An 18,487-nucleotide genomic window follows, 5' to 3' on the forward strand; every position below is an offset into this window, starting at 1 on the left:
CATGCGTGATGTGCTCACCTATCTTGGCATCGGTCTGATCCTCGTGCTGACGGCGCTCCTCGGGGCGCCCTATGTGGTGGATTTCGACGCGCATCGCGCGCGTTTCGCCGAGGAAATATCGCGCGCCACCGGCGCGGAGGCCAGGCTTGACGGCCCGATCGACTTCCGCGTGCTCCCCACCCCCTATTTTTCCGCGCGGAACATTTCGCTGAAAGGCCCGCTGGGGACGCTCAAGGCGGAGAAGGCCGAGTTCGAGCTGTCGCTGCCCGCGCTGCTGCAAGGCCTGCTGACCTTTACCAGCGCCGAACTGACCCATTTCGCGCTGGAGGTTAACGCCGACCTCTTGCGCCGGCCGGGCGCCTCGGCCCATTTCGAAAACCTGACCCTGCACGACGGCCGCATCAGCGTGTTCCACGCGCAAAAACCGCTGTTGACGCTCGAACACGTCGATCTCGCCGGCCGGATCTCAAATCTCGACGGCCCCTATGACGGGCGCGGAACGTTTCGCGCACAGGGGCGGACGATCGGCTATTCGCTGAGCAGCGACGTTTTCAACGGCGATCGCCTGCCTTTGAAACTCAAGCTGAACGACGACCTCGGCCATTTGTCGCTTGATGGCGCGCTCGACCTCTCAGGCGCGCCATCCTTCGCCGGCAAGGCCGTGGCGGAGGGCGCGCTGGCGAAGGCCGGCTGGCGCGCGGAGGGCGATGTCGCGGCGCGTCCCGAAATCGTGAAGCTCGACAAGGCGACGCTGCATCTGGGCGAAGGGCCGGAGGGCGCGAAATTCGCCGGCTCCGCCGAATATGGCGTCGCCTCGGGCGCCGTCTCTGTCAATGGCTCGACGCCGCTGCTCGCCGGCCCCTGGGGGGATGTTTTCGCGGGCGCGGTGCTGCGCGCCGTGGAGAGGCCCGCGCCGACCGCGTTGCGCCTGCAAATCGACGCCGCGAGCTGGCGCGGCGACTGGACCGGCGTCAAACTCGCCCGCGATGCCGGCGGTCCCCTGAAGATTTCCGCGGAGGGCGCCGGCGGTTCGCGCCTCGACCTCGCCGCCGCGCTTGACGCCAAGAATGTCTGGCGCGGCAGTAGCGAGGTCTCCACCGGCGATTACGCCACTTTCGCCGCCAGCGCCGGCGCGCCGGTCCTGCCGTTCCGGCAGGTCGCAGCGGGCGGGACGTTCAGCGTTTCCCAAGGGACGCTTGCTCTCTCCAACGGACATATCGCGCTCGACCGCGCCAAATTCACCGGCGATCTCGCCTGGACCGCGCCCAGCAAGGAGGCGCGCGGAAAACTGACGGCGAAACTGGCGGGAACCGCTCTGGACCCCGCCACGGCGCCGGATTTTTTCGCCACGCTCGGACTGGAGTCCGATCTCGACCTCACGGTGGACGCGCAGACCATTGGCAAGGCCGACGGCAGACTGAACCTGCGCCTGCTGCGCGAAAACGGTTTGGCGCATCTCGAACAATTCGAAGCGAAAAATCTCGCCGGCGCCGATGTCTCCGCCTCCGGCGAATGGCAGGACAGTCCTTTGCACGCCTTTGTGGCGCCCAAGGGCGAGGCGCGGGTGAAGGCCAATGATCTCGCCGATCTCGCCGCCCTGCTGGCGCGGCTGGCGCCCGGCGACGCCACGCGGCTGCTGGCCTCGCGCGCCCGACTGCTCTCGCCGGCGAATTTTGTCGCCAGGGCGGATGGCGGCTATGCCTTCGAGGGTCAGGCCGCCGCGACGAAATTTTCCGTCGCGCTGGACGACAAGAGCGGCATCGCGCTGGACATTTCCGCGCCCGAGGCTTTCGACCTGCTGACGCAATTGGGCGCGCCATCGGTGTTGTCGCCGCAAAAGCTCGGCCCCGGACAGATTTCGCTGAAGACGCAAGGGGGCGCGCGCCGCGACATCACGGGCAAGGCCACTCTCGGCAAGATCAATGGGGCGTTGAACGGAACGCTGCCGCGCGCGGGCGCGCTGGAAGGGACGTTTTCGCTTTCGGGCGATCCCGCCAACCTGATCGGCGGCCCGACCGGCGTCGGCAAGATCGAGGGCCGGATCGAGACGCGCGACAGCCAGATTCTGTTGCGCAAAATCGTCGGCGAGCGCGGCGACGCCCGTTTCAGCGGCGCTCTGACGCTTTCGGCGCAAGGGGTGAGCGGCGAACTCGACATCGACAAATTCTCAGCGCCCGCCTTCCTCGCCTTGACGCTCGGCGACCTCGCGCCCGCCAAAAGAGACGAGATCTGGCCGAGCCTGTCATTCGCGCCGGTCATGATCGACCCGCCCCGCGTAAAACTCACCATCCACGCGGCCGAGGTCGCGCCGTTCGGCGGCCCCGCGAAATTCGACCTGAGCCTCGCCCCCAATGCGCTCAGCGTCGCGAAAATCGAGGCGCCCGCGTTCGGCGGCGTCCTGCGCGGCGGCTTCGATCTGCGCCGGCAGGCCGGACAGGCGACGCTGTCGGGCGAAATGTTCGGCGACGGCGTCGCGCTGAAAAATCCCGCTTTTTCGGCGAAAGTCGGCGGGCGGCTCAAATTCGCCGGCTCCGGCGCCAGCATGGCCGCGCTGGTGAGCGCGCTGTCCGGGACGGGATCGGCGAAAATCACCGATCTGACCGTCGCCGGCGCCGCGCCGGACGCGCCGGATCAGGTTCTGGCCGCCCAGGCCGCCAATGAAGCCAGTTTTAGCGCCAGGGACACATCCCGCGATCTGGATCAGGCTCTGGCCAAGGGCGATCTGCGTGTCGGCGACGGCGAGACGCCGCTGCGGCTTGGCAAGGGCGAATTGAACGCGACGCGCGATTCCGTCACTTTCAGCTACGACTTGAAGGATTTGAGCTTCGCGCTCACCTCCGCCCTGCCCGGCCGGCGCGCCGAACTGACGTGGTCCGGACCGTGGTCGGCGCCGGAGCGCAAGCTCGACGCCTCCGGTTTCGTCAATGCCGCAGCGATGAAGGCGCTGGAGCGCGAACAGGCGCGCATCGCCCAACAGCGCGAGCAGGACCGGCAGCGCAAAGCCGAGGTCGAGCGGCAGCGCAAGGAAGACGAACAGCGCAGGCAGGCGGAGCGCGCGCAAAAACTTCAGCAGCCGGCGCCGCAACCCACCCCGCCCGCGCCCGCCGAACCGGCGCCCGCGCGGTAGAGCATTTTCAAGCGAAGCGGACACCGGTTCGCGTTAAGAAAATGCGTTAAAACAAGACTCTGGATCTCTTTCATGTTTCTAAGAAACATGAAAGAGATCCAGTCTTAGAAATGCCATAGCCCGCTTTCCGCGCGGCGCCGCCTCTGACATGATCCTCTCCAATCATAAGCAAGGGAGGAATGCATGCGTGCTTTGGCTTTGGCTGCGGCCGTTGTGGCGATGGCGTCGGGAGCGGCGACGGCCCACGGACCGACGCGCCAGAAACTCGTCGAGAGCGTGGAGATCGACAAGCCCGTGGAAAAAGTCTGGGCTGTGATCGGGAATTTCGACGCGCTGTCGAAATGGCATCCCGTGATCGCGTCCAGCGTCGCCGACAAGGGCAATGACATCGGCTCGACACGGCATCTGGTGCTGAAGGCGCCGGGCGATCCAAGTTTCGACGAGGTGCTCGACAAGTATGACGCGGGCGCCCACAGCTACAAATACGAGATTCCCAAGGTCGATCCCAAAGTTCTGCCGGTGAACAATTACACCTCGACGCTCAGCGTATCCGACAATGGCAAGGGCGGTTCGACGGTGGAATGGAAGGGGGCGTTCTATCGCGGCTACATGCTCAACGATCCGCCGGAAGACCTCAACGACGAAAACTCGGTGAAGGCGGTGCGCGGGGTTTATCGCGCCGGGCTGGACAATTTGAAGAAGGTGGTCGAAACGGCGCCGTGATGGGGCCGCCCTCGCCCTTCGAGACGGCGCTTTCGCGCCTCCTCAGGGTGAGGGCTACTCTTTGGTTTTCGGCATTCGCCCTCACCCTGAGGAGCCCGCGCCAGCGGGCGTCTCGAAGGGCGATGGCGGCCCACGGGGCTATCCTTGGCGCGCTCTGTGGCGGGTTGCTCGTTGCTGCCTCCGCTTGCGCCGAACCGCTCGCCTACATCACCGCTCAGGGCGCCGACGCGATTGCGGTCGTCGATCTGGCTTTGGCGCGCGTGGTCGAGACGGTGAAGGTCGGCAAAAAGCCCGCCGGGGTCGCCGTCGCGCCCGGCGGCTTGCGCATTTACGCCACCAATCCCGAAGGCCATTCCTTTTCCGTGATCGAACGCGACGCGCAAGGCGGGCATCGCGTGGTGGCGGAGGTTTTGGCCGGCGCCGGCCCGCTCGGACTCGCGCTCGACCCGGCGGGCGAAAGGATTTTCGTGGCCGATTGGTATGGCGATCAGGTCCATGTGTTCGACGCCAAGACGCTGAAGCAGACCGGCGCCATAACAGTCGGCCAGTCGCCGGCGGGCATGGCGAGCGACCCACAGGGCAAATTTCTCTATGTCGCCAATCGCGAAAGCGATTCGGTCTGCGTGGTCGATCTCGCCACGCTCAAGACCGTCGCCACCCTTGCCGTCGGCAAGGCGCCGTTTGGCGTGACCTACGACGCCAACGGCCCGCGCGTGCTGGTCGCCAATGTGCAATCGGGCGATGTCTCGGTGATCGATCCGACGGCGCGGCGCGAGACGCGGCGGCTGAAGGCGCGCAGCTTTCCCTATTCGGTCGCCGTGACGCGCGACGGCGGAAAGATTTTCGTCACCAACCAGCACGACGACAGCGTGACCGTGTTCGACGGCGCGACCTATGCGGAGTTGAAAACGATCGACGCCTGCGGCTATCCCGAGGGCGCGCGGGCCGCGCCGGACGGCGACATTTATGTCGCCTGCTGGATGGACGATGTGCTCGCGCGAATCGACGCGCGCACGCTTGCGGTCACGGCGAAAATTCCCGTGGCGGCCAGCCCGCGCGCGTTCGGCGCGTTCATCGCGCCTTAGGCGAGGCGGCGAAATAACTGAATCAACGTCTTCGCGACTCTGGCCCCGAACGGTTGTCTGCCTTCTCCCCTTGCGGGAGAAGGTGGATCGCCGCCGCCAGGCGGCGAGACGGATGAGGGGGCGCCCATCACCGGCCAACATCTTGTAATTTTGAGACGAACCCCTCATCCGGCCCCTTCGGGGCCACCTTCTCCCGCAAGGGGAGAAGGAAGACGCCCCGGAGAGCCGTGGCCCCTTCGAGCAAAGATTGTGGCGTATGAACTGGCGCGTTTATTTCGTAGCGTCGCCTTAATCGCCTCACCCGTTCGGCAAGCTCCGCGCCAAAGCCTCCAGCACGGCCATGCGGACAGCCACGCCCATTTCGACCTGTTCGCGAATCAGGCTCTGGTCGCCGTCGGCGACCGAGGAATCGATCTCCACGCCGCGATTCATCGGGCCGGGGTGCATCACCAGCGCATCCGGCCTGGCATAGGCGAGCTTTTCGGCGTCCAGCCCGAAGAAGTGGAAATATTCGCGGGTGGACGGGATGAAGGCGCCGGACATGCGCTCGCGTTGCAGGCGCAGCATCATCACAATGTCCGCGTCGCGCAAACCCTCGCGCATGGTGGTGAAAACCTCGACGCCGAGATTGGCGATGCCGGTCGGCATCAGGGTGGACGGCCCGACCACGCGCACGCGGGCGCCGAGCGCCGACAGCAGGATGATGTTGGAGCGGGCGACGCGCGAATGCAGCACGTCGCCGCAGATCGCCACGTTCAGATTCTCGATGCGGCCCTTGTTGCGGCGGATGGTGAGGGCGTCGAGCAGGGCTTGCGTGGGATGCTCATGCGCCCCGTCGCCGGCGTTGACCACGGAGCAATCGACCTTGCGCGCCAGCAGATGCGCCGCGCCGGCCTGGGCATGGCGCACCACGATAATGTCGGGGTGCATGGCGTTGAGCGTCATCGCCGTGTCGATCAGGGTTTCGCCCTTGTTCACGGAAGAGGTCGCCACCGACATGTTCATCACATCGGCGCCCAGGCGCTTGCCCGCCAGTTCGAACGAGCTTTGCGTGCGGGTCGAATTCTCGAAGAACAGGTTGATCAGCGTGCGGCCCTTCAAGACCGACTTGCGCTTCTCCACCTGCCGCGACACCGCGACCGCCTCCTCCGCCAGATCGAGCAGATGGAGGATTTCGAGCCGGTTGAGGCCCTCGATGCCGAGAAGGTGACGTTGCGAAAATGTGGTGGCCGGACTCATGAGGCTAGGGTGTAGTGGAGAGGCGGAAACTGCGCAAGCGCGGCGGGGCCGCAACGCAAAGCGCACGACAGGCCTGAGCAAATTTTGGGCTAGGGGTTAATGCCCATTTGACAGTTCCGCGGCTCTCCCCCATGTTCCGCCGCTGTTCACGCCGCGCAAAAACCCCGAAAACCGGAACACACATGGACGTCGTCATCGTCGAATCGCCGGCCAAGGCCAAGACGATCAACAAATATCTCGGCAACAATTTCGAGGTCGTCGCCTCGTTCGGCCATGTCCGCGACCTGCCGGCCAAGGACGGCTCGGTCGATCCCGACAACGATTTCAAGATGCTGTGGGAGACCGACGCCAAGGCGTCAAAACGCCTGTCCGACATAGCCGCGCTGGTGAAAAACGCCGACCGCGTCGTGCTCGCAACCGATCCGGATCGCGAGGGCGAGGCCATTTCCTGGCACGTGCTGGAGATTCTGCGCAACAAGAAGGTTTTGAAGGACAAGGTCGTCCAGCGGGTGGTGTTCAACGCCATCACCAAGGATTCGATCCTCGAAGCGATGAAGCATCCGCGCGAGATCGACGCGGCCCTGGTTGACGCCTATCTCGCCCGCCGCGCGCTGGATTATCTGGTCGGCTTCAATCTGTCCCCGGTGTTGTGGCGAAAACTTCCGGGCGCGAAAAGCGCGGGCCGCGTGCAATCCGTCGCCCTGCGCCTCGTCTGCGACCGCGAGCTGGAAATCGAGAAATTCGTCGCGCGCGAATATTGGTCGCTGATCGCCCATCTGCGCACGGCGCAGGACGCGCCGTTCATCGCGCGTCTGGTCGGCGCCGATGGCAAGAAGATCGCCCGGCTCGACATTGGCGCGGGCGCGGAGGCCGAGGCCTTCAAGGCCGCGCTGGAGACGGCGTCGTTCACGGTGAAATCGGTCGAGGCCAAGCCGGCCCGGCGCAATCCGTCCGCGCCGTTCACCACCTCCACCTTGCAGCAGGAGGCGTCGCGCAAGCTCGGCATGGCCCCGGAATCGACCATGCGGACGGCGCAAAAGCTTTATGAGGGCATCGATATCGGCGGCGAGACCGTCGGCCTCATCACTTACATGCGAACGGACGGCGTCGATGTCGCGCCGGAAGCCGTCATCTCCGCGCGCAGCGTGATCGCCAAGGAATTCGGCGACCGTTACGTTCCGGAAGCTCCGCGCAAATATACGGTCAAGGCCAAGAACGCGCAGGAGGCCCATGAGGCGATCCGCCCGACCGACCTGTCGCGCCTGCCCAAGCATGTCGCGCATCATTTGCAGCCCGATCAGGCCAAGCTCTACGAGTTGATCTGGACGCGCATGATCGCCAGCCAGATGGAATCGGCGCAACTCGAACGCACCACCGTCGATATCGAGGGCATAGTCCGAAGCGGAAGCGAGGGCGTCGCGGCCAAGAATCCTGGCGAGCGCACGTTGGATTTGCGCGCCACCGGGCAGGTGGTGCGGTTCGACGGATTTCTAAAACTTTATCAGGAAGGCAAGGACGACGAGGACGACGAGGAGTCCGGCCGCCTGCCGCCAATGAACCAGGGCGAGGTCTGCGCCAGGGACAAGATCGACGCCACCCAGCATTTCACCGAGCCGCCGCCGCGCTATACCGAGGCGACCCTGGTCAAGCGCATGGAAGAACTCAGCATCGGCCGCCCCTCGACCTATGCCTCGACGCTGGCCGTGTTGCGCGAGCGCGATTACGTGCGCCTCGAAAAGAAGCGGCTGATCGCCGAGGACAAGGGCCGGCTGGTCACGGCTTTCCTGGAAGGCTTCTTCGGCCGCTATGTCGGCTATGACTTCACCGCCGATCTCGAAGGCCAGCTCGACCGTATTTCCAACGCGGAAGCCGACTGGAAGCAGGTTTTACGCGACTTCTGGGGCGATTTTTCCATCGCCATCGGCGGCGCGATGGAGCTTCGCACCACCGAGATTCTGGATAACCTCAACGATCTGCTGGGACCGCACATCTTTCCGGCCAAGGAGGACGGCGGCAATCCGCGCGGCTGTCCCGCCTGCGCCGCCGGGCAATTGTCGCTGAAACTGGGCAAGTTCGGCGCCTTCATCGGCTGCTCCAACTATCCCGAATGCAAGTTCACCCGCACCCTGTCGGATCGCGGCGAGCAGGCCGAGGGTTCGCGCCCCGGCGTGACCGTTTTGGGCGAGAACCCGGAGACCGGCGTGGAGATCACTCTGCGCGCCGGCCGGTTCGGCGCCTATATCCAGGAAGGCGAACCCGCGAGCAAGGAGGACAAGCCGAAGCGCTCCTCCCTGCCCGCGACTTTGAAAGCCGATGACGTCACGCTGGAAAAGGCGCTGGCGCTGCTGTCGCTGCCGCGCGAGGTGGCGAGGCATCCCGAGAGCGGCGAGCCGATTCTCGCCGGCATCGGCCGCTACGGCTCCTATGTCCAGCACAAGAAGACCTACGCCAATCTGGCCAAGGACGAGGATATCCTGGAGATCGGCGGCAATCGCGCCATCGACCTGATCATGACCAAGGAAGCCGGCGGCGGACGCGGCGGTTCCGGCGGCGGCGAGATGAAGTCGTTTGGCGATCACCCGCAAGGCGGCGCCATTTCGCTCAAGGCCGGCCGGTTCGGGCCATATCTGGCCTGGGGCAAGGTCAACGCCACCCTGCCCAAGGGGACCGACCTGCAAAGCCTGACGCTGGAAGAGGCGATAAAAATCGTGGACGCCAGGGCGGCCGGCGCGCCCTCCGACGGGCGCGTGCTGGGCGAACATCCTGATGGCGGCCCGATCGCGGTGCGTCCGGGCCGGTTCGGCGCCTATGTGTCGTGGAACAAGGTCAACGCCACCCTGTCCAAGTCGATGACGCTGGAAACGGTTTCGCTGGAAGAGGCGATCCGGCTGATCGAGGACCGCATCGCCAGCGGCGGCGCCAAGGCTCCGAAAAAACCGGCGAAAAAAGCGGCGGCCAAAAAGCCGGCCGCCAAGAAGCCCGCCGCCAAGAAAGCGGCGGACGCGGCGGAGACGGACGCGGACGAAAAGAAGCCCGCGACGAAAAAGGCCGCGGCCAAAAAGCCGGCGGCGAAGAAAAAGATCGAGGACAGCGACGAAACGCCGTTCTAGCGTCGCCGAATGCGCCGCTGTTCCCTTCTCCCCGTGCGGGAGAAGGCCGCTCGCGGCGAAGCCGCGAGACGGACGAGGGGTTGTCGGGCCAGGATTCAGACGCGTGTTGCCGCAGGCGCCCCCTCATCCGACGCTTCGCGCCACCTTCTCCCGCAAGGGGAGACGGAAGGCGTCCACGGCGTCACTTTGTTCATGAAACCCAAAGTGGCCTGACCGATGCAACAAAACGCACCCTCCCACGCCTCGCGCCGCGCGTTTCTCGCGGGCGCCGCCGCCACGCCCCTGCTCGCCGCCGCGCCCGTCCGCGCCGCATCCGAGACCGCGTCAGAAAAGGAAAAGACGCTCGAACCGCTCGGCATATGTTTTGAGGGCTGGCCCTACCCCGGCCCGGTCAAGTTCCTGGCGCTCGACCACGGCGAACCCACGCGCATGGCCTATATGGATTTCCCCGCCGCCGTGGGTTTCGCGAAAAACCGCGCGGTCCTGCTGCTGCACGGCAAGAATTTCGACAGCTCCTATTGGACCGAAACCATCGCCTTTCTGCGCCGCGCCGGCTTTCGCGTGATCGTTCCCGACCAGATCGGCTTCAACAAGTCTTCCAAGCCGATCCGCACCTATTCCTTCGCCGATCTCGTCGCCAACACGCTGGCGCTGGCGGATTTTCTGGGCTTGCGGACGTTTGACCTCATCGGCCATTCGACCGGCGGCATGCTCGCCGTTCACCTCGCCGCCAAGCATCCGGCGCGGGTCAACAAGCTGATCCTGGAAGACCCGATCGGCATGGTCGATTATCGCGACCACATTGCGCCGCAGACGGTCGCGACGCTGGAACAGGCCGAGGCCGCCACGGACGAGGCCGGCTATCGCGCCTTTGTCGCGCGCTATTTCGTAAAGTTGCCGGCGGCGCGCTACGAGCCCTTCGTCACCGCGCGGCTGCGCCTCGCTCTGTCGGGCGACTACCCGCGCTATCTTCGCGTCGTCGCCCTCACCTATCTGATGATCTACAACGAGCCGGCGCGAAGGCTTTTTGCGACGCTCAAGCCCAAAACCCTGCTGATGGCGGGCGATCAGGACCAATCGACGCCGCTGATCGGCTACGCCACGCCCGACGCCAGGAAGAAAATCCCGCCGCTGTTCCAGGCGGCGCGCGACATGGCGAAGGCGCATCCCGCGCTGCGCCATGTCGAATTCGCCGGCGTCGGCCATGTGCCGCACCTCGAAGCGCCCGAGGATTTCGAGCGCGAGGTCTTGGCCTTTCTCAGTTGAGCGCCTCCGTGTTCGGCGCGACATTGGGATCGACCCGCTCGAACGGCAGCGTCCACGCCGCGTCGGCCAGATTGTTGAGTTTTCGCGCGCGCGGCAATTGCGCGGGGTCGGAGACAATGCGGACGATCTCTTTGGCCGGACGCGGCTTACTGAACAAAAATGCCTGCGCCTCATCCGCTCCGTTGGCGCGGAGGATCTCCAACTGCTCCTGGGTTTCGACGCCCTCCACCAGCATGTCGATATTCAGCTCGCGGGCGAGCGCGCGCACCGCCTTGATGATCGCCAGCGCGACCCCGTTCTTGCCCATGTCGCGGACAAAGGACTGGTCGATCTTGACCTTGTCGGGCCGGAATCGGCTGAGATAGGCGAGCGACGAATAGCCGGCGCCGAATTCATCCAGCGCCACCCGCACGCCCATCTTGCGCAATTCGTCGAGCCTGCTCAGCACGTCGTCGGCGTCGCTCATCAGCGCGGATTCGGTAATTTCGGCCTCGAGCCGGGTGGGATGGCGCCAGCGCACCAGCGCCTCGCAGCAGCAGATGCGCCACTTGGAAAAGCTGATGATCGGCTGATAGTAGACTTCAAGCTCGTCGCGGGAGATGCCGACGCGCAGGTCCTGCTCGATCTGCTGGCGCCGGCTGGCGTGCTCCGACATTTCGCTCGAGAAGAAACGCCCGCCGCCGCGCCCGTCGTCCTTGGCGGCGTAGAGCGCCATGTCGGCGGCCCGCATCAGGTGCGAGGCGTCGCCGGACTCTTCCGGCGCCAACGCCACGCCCACCGAGGCGCCGACCACCAGCTTGGCGCCCTCGATCTGATAAGGCTCGCCCACAGGGCCTCGACGATGCGGGCGGCGAACAGGGCGGCGGCGGCGCGATTCGTGCGGATGAGCACGACGAATTCGTCACCGCCGCGGCGCGCCACTTCCTCGCCTTCGCCGACAAGGTCGGCGAGGCGCTTCGCCATGCGCCCGAGCAGTTTGTCGCCGGCGGCGTGGCCCATGGTGTCGTTGACCTGCTTGAAGCGGTCGAGGTCGATCATGAAAATGGCGAAGGGACTTTCCGACGCCGACGCGCTCGCCCGTTCCAGCAATTCGCGAAAGGCGGCGCGATTGGCCATGCCGGTGACGTCGTCGGTGCGCGCCATGCGCTCGACCTGGAGTTCCTCGGCGCGGCGTTTGGTGGCGTCCTCGGCCCGAAAAGAAAAGCCATCGGGCGTCGGCGCGAACACGAATTCCATCAGGCAGCCGCCGGCGAGTTCGACGCAGAGGTTTTGACGCGCCTTCTTCTTCCGCGCGGCCGTCGTCAGGCCCAGCCGTTTCGCGATCTCGTCCCGGTCCTTGAGCGGCAGGGCGAGCGTGTTCGACATCAGGTCCGACAGCAAGCGACCGCGCGCCTTTTCGGGCGTGAGCTTGAACAGTCTCAGGAACCCGGAATTGCCGGACAGGCAGATCTGCCCCTGCCCGAACAGGCCAAAACATTGGCTGACGCCGTTGAGCGCCGAAACCAGCCGCGTCTCGCCCTCGGCCTCGGCCTGCTTGACGCGCTGGTTGCGCCGGGAAATCTGATGGAACGCCAGGGCAAGCGCCGCGAGGCCGGCGACGGCGATATAGGCCTCCGGCGTCCCGCGCAAGGGCGAGTCCCGCCGCGAGCGGCGCCAGAGCCATCCCCGCCATTGCCTCGTCGCCGGATTCGACGCCGGCTTTCTTCTAGACGGGGGCCGCAAACAGAGCGCAACCAAAGATTGCGCAACCCGCGCATTTACCACGTTTTTTTCCGCGATGCCCGGACAGGCGGGCTTTCGTGCCGGATCGAAACATCCTCTTACGAAAGTCATGCCTATTATGACTTGATTAACATATTTTTTACTACCCATAATCCCGCATTAATTGTGTAATTAAGATTTAATTATCTGAGGTAACGCCAGCATGTCCAAGAGCGTGAGCGGAGACCTGTCATGAACGCGTATCTGTATGGACTGCTGATCTTGAGCGTCGTCGGCAGTTCGGCGATCGTCACCTATCTGATTTCGATTTCGCGTGAAAGATTGTGGCTGCGCAGCCAGAAGTCGGAGGAACTCTACCGGCGGGCGGAAAAGACCTATGTCGATGGACTGTCGTTCTTTCGCACGCGCTACGACATGACCCAGAACAAGACTTTCCCGCGCGCCAACGATGAAATGGCGGCGCTCAACGAGAACGTGTCCGAATTGAACATTCTGGTCGGCCTGTATTTCCCCGCGCTTGGCCCGCAACTGGCGGCGGCGACCAATTCTCTGGCGGTGGCCTTCGACCGGCTGCGGCTCGCCGAAGCCTCTGACCTCAAAAATCGCGAACGCGCGCTCGACGATCTCGACCTGGCGGTCGGCGGCATCCGCGAGGCCTTCGACCATTTCAAGGCGGCGGCGCTGAGCCGGGGCCGCATCGACAGGCACAAGCCGGCCGGGGCCGCCGCGCCGCGTCGCGCATCGCGCGCCGCCATCGCCTGAGCGGGAGGGCGTCTGGCGCGCGAGGCCCGCGCAAGCCTGGTCCGTTTATCCTGGCGCTGGGCTCTCGTTTCCTCCCAAGCCCAAAGCAAACTCAACGCTCGCCACGGATGCACTGGCGGGCGTTTTCTGTTTCCAACTCATACGGGAAGCAAGACTTGAGCGCGGGTTCGCGGTGGATCGTTCAAGGCTTTGAATTTGTGGCGGGAGCAGCCTGGACTCCACTTCGCTTGAAAACGCTCTAGCCGGCATGGAAGAAAATTCTTTGCTGCTGGTCTTCATGGATGCGCCACCAGCGCCAGATGAAAATAAAGACGGCGGCGAGAACGGACGCCCAGCCCACGCCAGGCAAGCCGAGCAGCGGGATGAGCGCCGCATTGCCCCCGATCGCCGGGATCAGGAACAACAGATTGCCCTGCCAGATCGCGCGGTCCCGACGCCGCGCGTAAAGCACGAAATTGAGCGTTTCCGAGTTCAAGCGAATCCATACGCCAAGCAGCATCAGCCAAAGGGTCGCGGCGCTTTCCATGATCGCGGGCCGCCCGGTATAGACGCCAAGGATCGGAACCGCGATGGCGAAAAGCAGCGCCATGCCCCCGCCACCCAAGGCCATTTGCTGGATCGCCTGCCGCGCCTCACGCCGAAACATTTCATTGTCGCCTTCGCGATGAATGGCGATCAGACGCGGATAGGCGAAGGAAAGAACGCCGCTCTGCATCAGGTTTCCCAGCGCATTGGAGAAAGAAAAGAAGAAGGTCAGAACGCCGACGTCGTCGAGCGTGAGGAAACGTTCAACCAGGAAACGATCGACAAACAAGCCGGCCGTGGCGCCCATCCCGCCCAGCCAGATCGGCAAGCATTTCTTGAGTTCGCGCCGAATCCAGTCCCAGTCCACGGGCATCCGCAAGGCCTGCCCCCACGGCATCGCCCGCCACAGCAGGAGGTTCAGTGCCAAGGATCCCGTTGCGCCAATCAACCAGGCGCACAGCACAACCTCCGCTGTGCGCCAGGATTGATCGATCCAGCCGAGAAGCACGACAGGAAACACCCACAGGCCCGTGCGAATAAAAAGTATGAAATTGGCCGTGAGTTGCTGGTTCATGGAATTTGCGTTGTCATACAACGCGCTCGCATAGCCCTCCAGGATTGTCAGCAGAACCGTGAGCACGATGAGCTTGGGCGACACCGGGATCGCGCCCGTGCTGATGCAGATAATCGCCAAGACAATCAAGACGCCGTAGTTGAGCGAATACAGCACAGCCTGATCGCGCATCTTGTGCAGAGCCGTCAGTGGCGTCGCGCCGACAATGTCGCGCGTCACAACATAGTCGAAGCCCTGGCAAAGCACGACCCTGAGGACGGAGACCGCGCCGAACACCAGGCCGTACACGCCCATCTCGGCAAGAGACAAATATTTTCCCATGTACAGCGTAAGCAACAGCTTCGCCGCCAAGGGCAGCATACGCAAAAGTGTATTGGCCAAGCGCGCTTTATAGCCGTGGCTCATTGTCATGAAGTTGAACCGATCCGCTTTTCAGGTCACGATCGAGCAGTCTTGCCGGTCCCATCCCTGTGATGGCCGCATCCTCGCGCCGCCAAATTGTAGATCGCAAGCGTAACCAAAGCGTGAGCTGCACGCTCCAAAGGCCGTTGAAACCCGCGACCGCCGCAACATGCGCGCACGCCTTTGACGCGCTTGCGATCTCAAACTTTCCCGGCGCCGAGCCTGTCATAGAAATCGAGATGCGCGCGCGCCGCTTCGTCCCATGATTTGGCGAGGGAGACGCCGACCGCGTCCTCCCGATGGGCGAAAGCGGTTAGAACCGCATCGGCGAAAACGTCAGGCGCCGCGTCGATTGGACAGAGCACGGTCGCCGGATTGTCGATCTTCGACTTGAGGGATGGCGAAAAATCGAATTCGTCCTGACGCTCGGGATGGGTCGAGACGAGCGGAACGGCAAGTTGGCTGACGGCTTGAAAGCTGCCTCGGCGGGCGCTGACGCCATCGGTGAAAGGCAACAGAATCACGTCCGCGGCGGAAAGCGTCGCCATCAGTTCGGCCTCGTCGTCGATCCGACCCCGGAAATCGAGCCATTCCGCGACTTTGAGCTGGCGCGCCAAGACGAAGAAGGCCTCCCGGTCCTTTGGCTTGTCCCAGAGAAAATCGCCGCAAACCAGCAATCGCGCTTTGACGCCGCGTTGCTGGAGGACCGCGACGACCCGCAACAGCAGATCCGGCCGCTTGCTGGCGTAGAGAACGCCGAAAAATCCGATGACGATTTCCGCCCGCGCGGCTCCGTCGCCATGTGTCTTGACGCGTTCTTGCGCGACGCGGTCCGGGTCGAGGCCGACGGGCATGATGTTCGGCCCGATCGGGATGACGGGCGCGGCCTGTTTCTTCGCGGTTCCGACCAGCGGCGCGCCCAGAAAGGCTTCGCGCTGTTGCCGCGAGACGAAGATGAATCCGTCCGACGCCAGTATGTCCGGGATGATCGACAGGTAGCGCAACGGATTGAGCGAGGTCCATTCATGCAAGGTGATGGCGATGCGCCCCTTTGGCGTCGCCAACCGCGCCGCCATCAGCGCCCATCCTGGCGCGAGGCTGTTGCCCCAGCCTTCTATCGGCAGTTGAAAATGCGCGATCCGACCCTCGCGCAAGACCTTGACGATCGCGCCGACGAAAGCAAGCGGATGCTCGGGCTCGATGAGTTGAATGGCGGCGAAGCCCGGCCTGTTTGCGTTGATCGCGTCGCGAAGCCGGTGCGAAGCGTCCATCACCGCGCAGGTGACGGGTCGGGCCGAGCCGAAAATCACGACGGAGGACGACGGAGCGGGCATGGACGTGGTTCCTGTAACGACGCGACGCAGCGCAACAATCGCGCCGATATCGGCGCCCTCATGCGTGCGCCGCGCCCGGATTTGTGGCCGCGCCGATCGACAAGCCGGTCAATCGCGGTCGTCCACATTTCCAGACGTTTCGGCGGAATGCGTTGCAAGGGGCTCGGCGCGCGCGTTCGGGCGGGCCGTTGCGAGCCAGCGCAATCGCGCCGCCTCGAGCCCCCAAACAGAGCCAACCGACAGATAGAACATGCGCCAGTGGTCGATATCGATCTGCATGGCTTGAAGGAAATAGACAAACGTCGCTGGAAACAGCACCTGGGCCTGTCGCTGATACGGATGGGAACGCCCGCAGAGGCGGAAGCCGACGAACCCGGTGGTCAGCGCAAGCGCGATGAAACTGAAGCCCCCCAGCCATCCGTTGGAAGCGAAGGAATTGACATAGGAATTATGCGGTTCGAGACCGAATGTCAGGCGAAAGCGCAGCGGACCGAAGCCGTTCGGCCGGTCCAGCAGCATGGGAATGGCGCGGATCTGGCGGCCGAAGCGACCGTCCGGGCCTTCGTCGTAATCGTGTCCCAGGGAAACCCGCTCGGAAAAAGACGTCCGCAAGCTATCGACGGACAGGGCGGCGCCGACGCCGACGATCACCATCAGCAGCACGCCAGCCGCACTTGCGGCGACGCGAAAACGCATGCGCTTGCTGTCGGCCGTCACGATCAGGAAGCCGACCATCATCGCCAGAGCGAAAGCCGCGGCGCCCCAGGACCCGCGCGAGAAGGACAGGAACAAGCCCGCCGCGACGAGTCCGAGGCTTGGCAGTTCGATCCACAAACGTTTCGCGCGGCCAAGCAGCAGTCGCTGCGTGAGAACGAGGAAACCAATGACCATGTAGGAGCCGAGAACGTTCGGATCCTTGAAGAACGCCGTGGCGCGCTCGGCGCTATCGAGGTCTCCCCCGCCAAAATTGGCGATCCAGGCCAGGACGGCGACGGCGCCGGCGAAAACGCAACTGACGACATAGGCGTTGAACAGCAGTTCAAGGCGTCGGGTCGTGCGCTCGCACAAGAAGATCGCGAAAAAAAGACAGGTCGTTGCAAGATATAGGGTGCTGAACATATACCCGACGGGATCGGGTTCGTTCCAATAGGGGATGAGCGCGATGAACCCGCCCAACGTCCATGCCGACACCAAGACGACCAGCGGCAGGACGGTCCGATGAATTGAAAATCCGCGTAAAGCCCAAGCAAAAATCGTGATGAGGATGAGCACGTCATAGGGCGCGGGTTCGATGAAAACCACCGACCCGCTGGCGACCGTCAACCAGAAAAGGCTTTCATCCAGCCGAGGGAAAGAGACAATTCTCCCCGCTTTGGGCTGCCGCGCGTTGAAAACATTGTCGGTCATGGCGCGCGCGGCGCCATTTGCAAAGCTTGCGGTTCGCTGCGCGCCAGCGCGCGATAATATCCCGCCATGATCGAATCGACCATGGACGCGATTTGAAAATTCTCTTTGACATGCTGCGTCAGCGCCGAACAGACTTCTTGTTGGACCGTATCGTTCTCTTGCAAGGCGGCCACCATGGCGGCGGCCAGAACCGCCGGGTCGGCGGGCGCAATCAGCCTGTCGCGGTAAGGGCCGAAAATTTCACCCGCGCCGCCCACGGCGGTGGCGATGAGGGGCCTGCCGCAAGCGATCGCCTCGAGGATGATATAGGGAAGGGATTCGACGCGGCTCGGCGACACGACAATGCGGCCCAGCGCGAAGGCTTCCTGCGCGGGGCGCGGTCCGGCCAGGGTGATAGAGCCAGCCATGCCGGATTTGTCGACGATGGCTGCGAGGACGTCGCGTTCCGGGCCGGCCCCGACAATGACCAGTCGCGGCGCAAACCGCCCGCCCGAATGGATGATGGCGAGCGCTTCGATCAAGGTATCGACGCCCTTGCGAACCGCCAACTCGCCCACATAGACAAATTCGGCCGCGTCGGGCGACGGCGTCACCCTGACAAAATCCCTGGGGCCGATGCCGTTCCTGGCCACGTTCACGAGCGCCGCGCCCGGCCCGATCTCGCTGGCGTATTTTTTCGCCATATATTCGCTTTCGAACTGCAAAAGATCGGTCGTGCGTTCGAGCAGGCGCTCGGCCAGCATGTACATCCGATGTCCGGCGACCTGATGAAAGCTGCCGCCATGCGGGGTATAGATGCGCGCCGGGCGCTTCGGCAGGGGCAGGAAGCCGGTCAGCCGCGCATAAAGGCCGCCTTTTGCGCCGTGCGCATGCACGATGTCCGGACGCAGGCGCCGAATCCGCGCATAAATTCGCGCGAAGATGAACACATCGCCGAGACGCGGCTCACGATGCATGGGCAACCGAACGACGCCAAGCTTCATGCGCGGCGCGATCGCCGCCAACTGTCTCTCCGCTTTTTCGCCGCCGGCAAGGGAATCGACGATCAGGCCGACCTCGTGGCCACGAGACGCTTGTTCGCCCGCCAAATCCATCACATGCCGAAACAGGCCGCCGACCGGCGCCCTGAAGACATGGACAATCCGCAGGCTTCGCTCGTTCGAAAGCATCGAGGTTCCAATCCTGTCACGCTTATCACAATAATATACTTG

Annotated in this window: 12 protein-coding genes and 1 pseudogene; 6 read left to right on the top strand and 7 right to left on the bottom strand. The window is 64.1% G+C overall.

The window, feature by feature from the left end; genetic code table 11:
- Position 1: 1 nt before the first annotated feature.
- The 3 genes from CCR94_RS01380 (at position 2) to CCR94_RS01390 (ending at position 4,935) form a co-directional block, all read left to right on the top strand.
- Positions 2-3,127 (top strand): hypothetical protein, encoded by a 3,126-nt coding sequence (locus CCR94_RS01380; protein ID WP_104506095.1) that lies wholly within the window; start codon positions 2-4, stop codon positions 3,125-3,127.
- A gap of 183 nt (positions 3,128-3,310) precedes the next feature.
- Positions 3,311-3,850 carry an SRPBCC family protein gene (locus CCR94_RS01385; protein WP_104506096.1) on the top strand — a complete coding sequence of 180 codons (540 nt, stop codon included), beginning with the start codon at positions 3,311-3,313 and terminating at the stop codon, positions 3,848-3,850.
- Positions 3,851-3,972: 122 nt separating this feature from the next.
- Positions 3,973-4,935 carry a YncE family protein gene (locus CCR94_RS01390; RefSeq protein WP_158254566.1) on the top strand — a complete coding sequence of 321 codons (963 nt, stop codon included), beginning with the start codon at positions 3,973-3,975 and terminating at the stop codon, positions 4,933-4,935.
- Between the two features lie 297 nt (positions 4,936-5,232).
- Here the strand turns inward: CCR94_RS01390 and CCR94_RS01395 are convergent, their stop codons facing one another.
- Entirely contained in the window at positions 5,233-6,174 is a 942-nt protein-coding gene (locus CCR94_RS01395) for an aspartate carbamoyltransferase catalytic subunit (protein WP_104506098.1), read from the bottom strand.
- A gap of 182 nt (positions 6,175-6,356) precedes the next feature.
- Between CCR94_RS01395 and topA the strand changes: the two genes are divergently transcribed.
- Positions 6,357-9,284, top strand: coding sequence for a type I DNA topoisomerase (gene topA, locus CCR94_RS01400; protein WP_104506099.1), 2,928 nt, complete (start codon positions 6,357-6,359; stop codon positions 9,282-9,284).
- A gap of 216 nt (positions 9,285-9,500) precedes the next feature.
- The gene (locus CCR94_RS01405) at positions 9,501-10,550 is read left to right on the top strand and encodes an alpha/beta fold hydrolase (RefSeq protein WP_104506100.1); all 1,050 of its coding nucleotides are present in this window, start codon (positions 9,501-9,503) and stop codon (positions 10,548-10,550) included.
- Here the strand turns inward: CCR94_RS01405 and CCR94_RS01410 are convergent.
- Positions 10,543-11,280: an EAL domain-containing protein gene (locus CCR94_RS01410; RefSeq protein WP_425332302.1), complete on the bottom strand. Its 738-nt coding sequence runs from the start codon at positions 11,278-11,280 to the stop codon at positions 10,543-10,545. The two genes, CCR94_RS01405 and CCR94_RS01410, sit on opposite strands and share 8 nt — an antisense overlap.
- Positions 11,281-11,292: 12 nt before the next feature.
- A pseudogene (locus CCR94_RS01415) lies at positions 11,293-12,422 on the bottom strand (diguanylate cyclase domain-containing protein); the annotation flags it as partial.
- A gap of 81 nt (positions 12,423-12,503) precedes the next feature.
- On the opposite strand from CCR94_RS01415, the gene CCR94_RS01420 reads away from it, so the two are divergent.
- Positions 12,504-13,034: a hypothetical protein gene (locus CCR94_RS01420; RefSeq protein ID WP_104506103.1), complete on the top strand. Its 531-nt coding sequence runs from the start codon at positions 12,504-12,506 to the stop codon at positions 13,032-13,034.
- A gap of 238 nt (positions 13,035-13,272) precedes the next feature.
- Here the strand turns inward: CCR94_RS01420 and CCR94_RS01425 are convergent, their stop codons facing one another.
- The 4 genes from CCR94_RS01425 to CCR94_RS01440 all read right to left on the bottom strand — a co-directional run bounded on the left by CCR94_RS01425 (position 13,273) and on the right by CCR94_RS01440 (position 18,445).
- Entirely contained in the window at positions 13,273-14,442 is a 1,170-nt protein-coding gene (locus CCR94_RS01425; protein ID WP_146089800.1) for a lipopolysaccharide biosynthesis protein, read from the bottom strand.
- Positions 14,443-14,735: 293 nt separating this feature from the next.
- Positions 14,736-15,869, bottom strand: a complete 1,134-nt coding sequence (locus CCR94_RS01430; protein WP_104506105.1) for a glycosyltransferase — start codon at positions 15,867-15,869, stop codon at positions 14,736-14,738.
- A gap of 108 nt (positions 15,870-15,977) precedes the next feature.
- Positions 15,978-17,276, bottom strand: coding sequence for an O-antigen ligase family protein (locus tag CCR94_RS01435; protein WP_184421660.1), 1,299 nt, complete (start codon positions 17,274-17,276; stop codon positions 15,978-15,980).
- Positions 17,273-18,445, bottom strand: coding sequence for a glycosyltransferase (locus tag CCR94_RS01440; RefSeq protein ID WP_104506106.1), 1,173 nt, complete (start codon positions 18,443-18,445; stop codon positions 17,273-17,275). The genes CCR94_RS01435 and CCR94_RS01440 overlap by 4 nt, the downstream gene beginning before the upstream one ends.
- Positions 18,446-18,487: the final 42 nt, after the last annotated feature.

This window comes from Rhodoblastus sphagnicola (assembly GCF_002937075.1).
Classification (GTDB): domain Bacteria; phylum Pseudomonadota; class Alphaproteobacteria; order Rhizobiales; family Beijerinckiaceae; genus Rhodoblastus; species Rhodoblastus sphagnicola.

Coding starts and splice junctions, on each gene's coding strand:
- CCR94_RS01380 (WP_104506095.1), top strand. CDS start 2: ATGCGTGATGTGCTCACCTATCTTGGCATCGGTCTGATCCTCGTGCTG.
- CCR94_RS01385 (WP_104506096.1), top strand. CDS start 3,311: ATGCGTGCTTTGGCTTTGGCTGCGGCCGTTGTGGCGATGGCGTCGGGA.
- CCR94_RS01390 (WP_158254566.1), top strand. CDS start 3,973: ATGGCGGCCCACGGGGCTATCCTTGGCGCGCTCTGTGGCGGGTTGCTC.
- CCR94_RS01395 (WP_104506098.1), bottom strand. CDS start 6,174: ATGAGTCCGGCCACCACATTTTCGCAACGTCACCTTCTCGGCATCGAG.
- topA (WP_104506099.1), top strand. CDS start 6,357: ATGGACGTCGTCATCGTCGAATCGCCGGCCAAGGCCAAGACGATCAAC.
- CCR94_RS01405 (WP_104506100.1), top strand. CDS start 9,501: ATGCAACAAAACGCACCCTCCCACGCCTCGCGCCGCGCGTTTCTCGCG.
- CCR94_RS01410 (WP_425332302.1), bottom strand. CDS start 11,280: ATGCGGGCCGCCGACATGGCGCTCTACGCCGCCAAGGACGACGGGCGC.
- CCR94_RS01420 (WP_104506103.1), top strand. CDS start 12,504: ATGAACGCGTATCTGTATGGACTGCTGATCTTGAGCGTCGTCGGCAGT.
- CCR94_RS01430 (WP_104506105.1), bottom strand. CDS start 15,869: ATGCCCGCTCCGTCGTCCTCCGTCGTGATTTTCGGCTCGGCCCGACCC.
- CCR94_RS01435 (WP_184421660.1), bottom strand. CDS start 17,276: ATGACCGACAATGTTTTCAACGCGCGGCAGCCCAAAGCGGGGAGAATT.
- CCR94_RS01440 (WP_104506106.1), bottom strand. CDS start 18,445: ATGCTTTCGAACGAGCGAAGCCTGCGGATTGTCCATGTCTTCAGGGCG.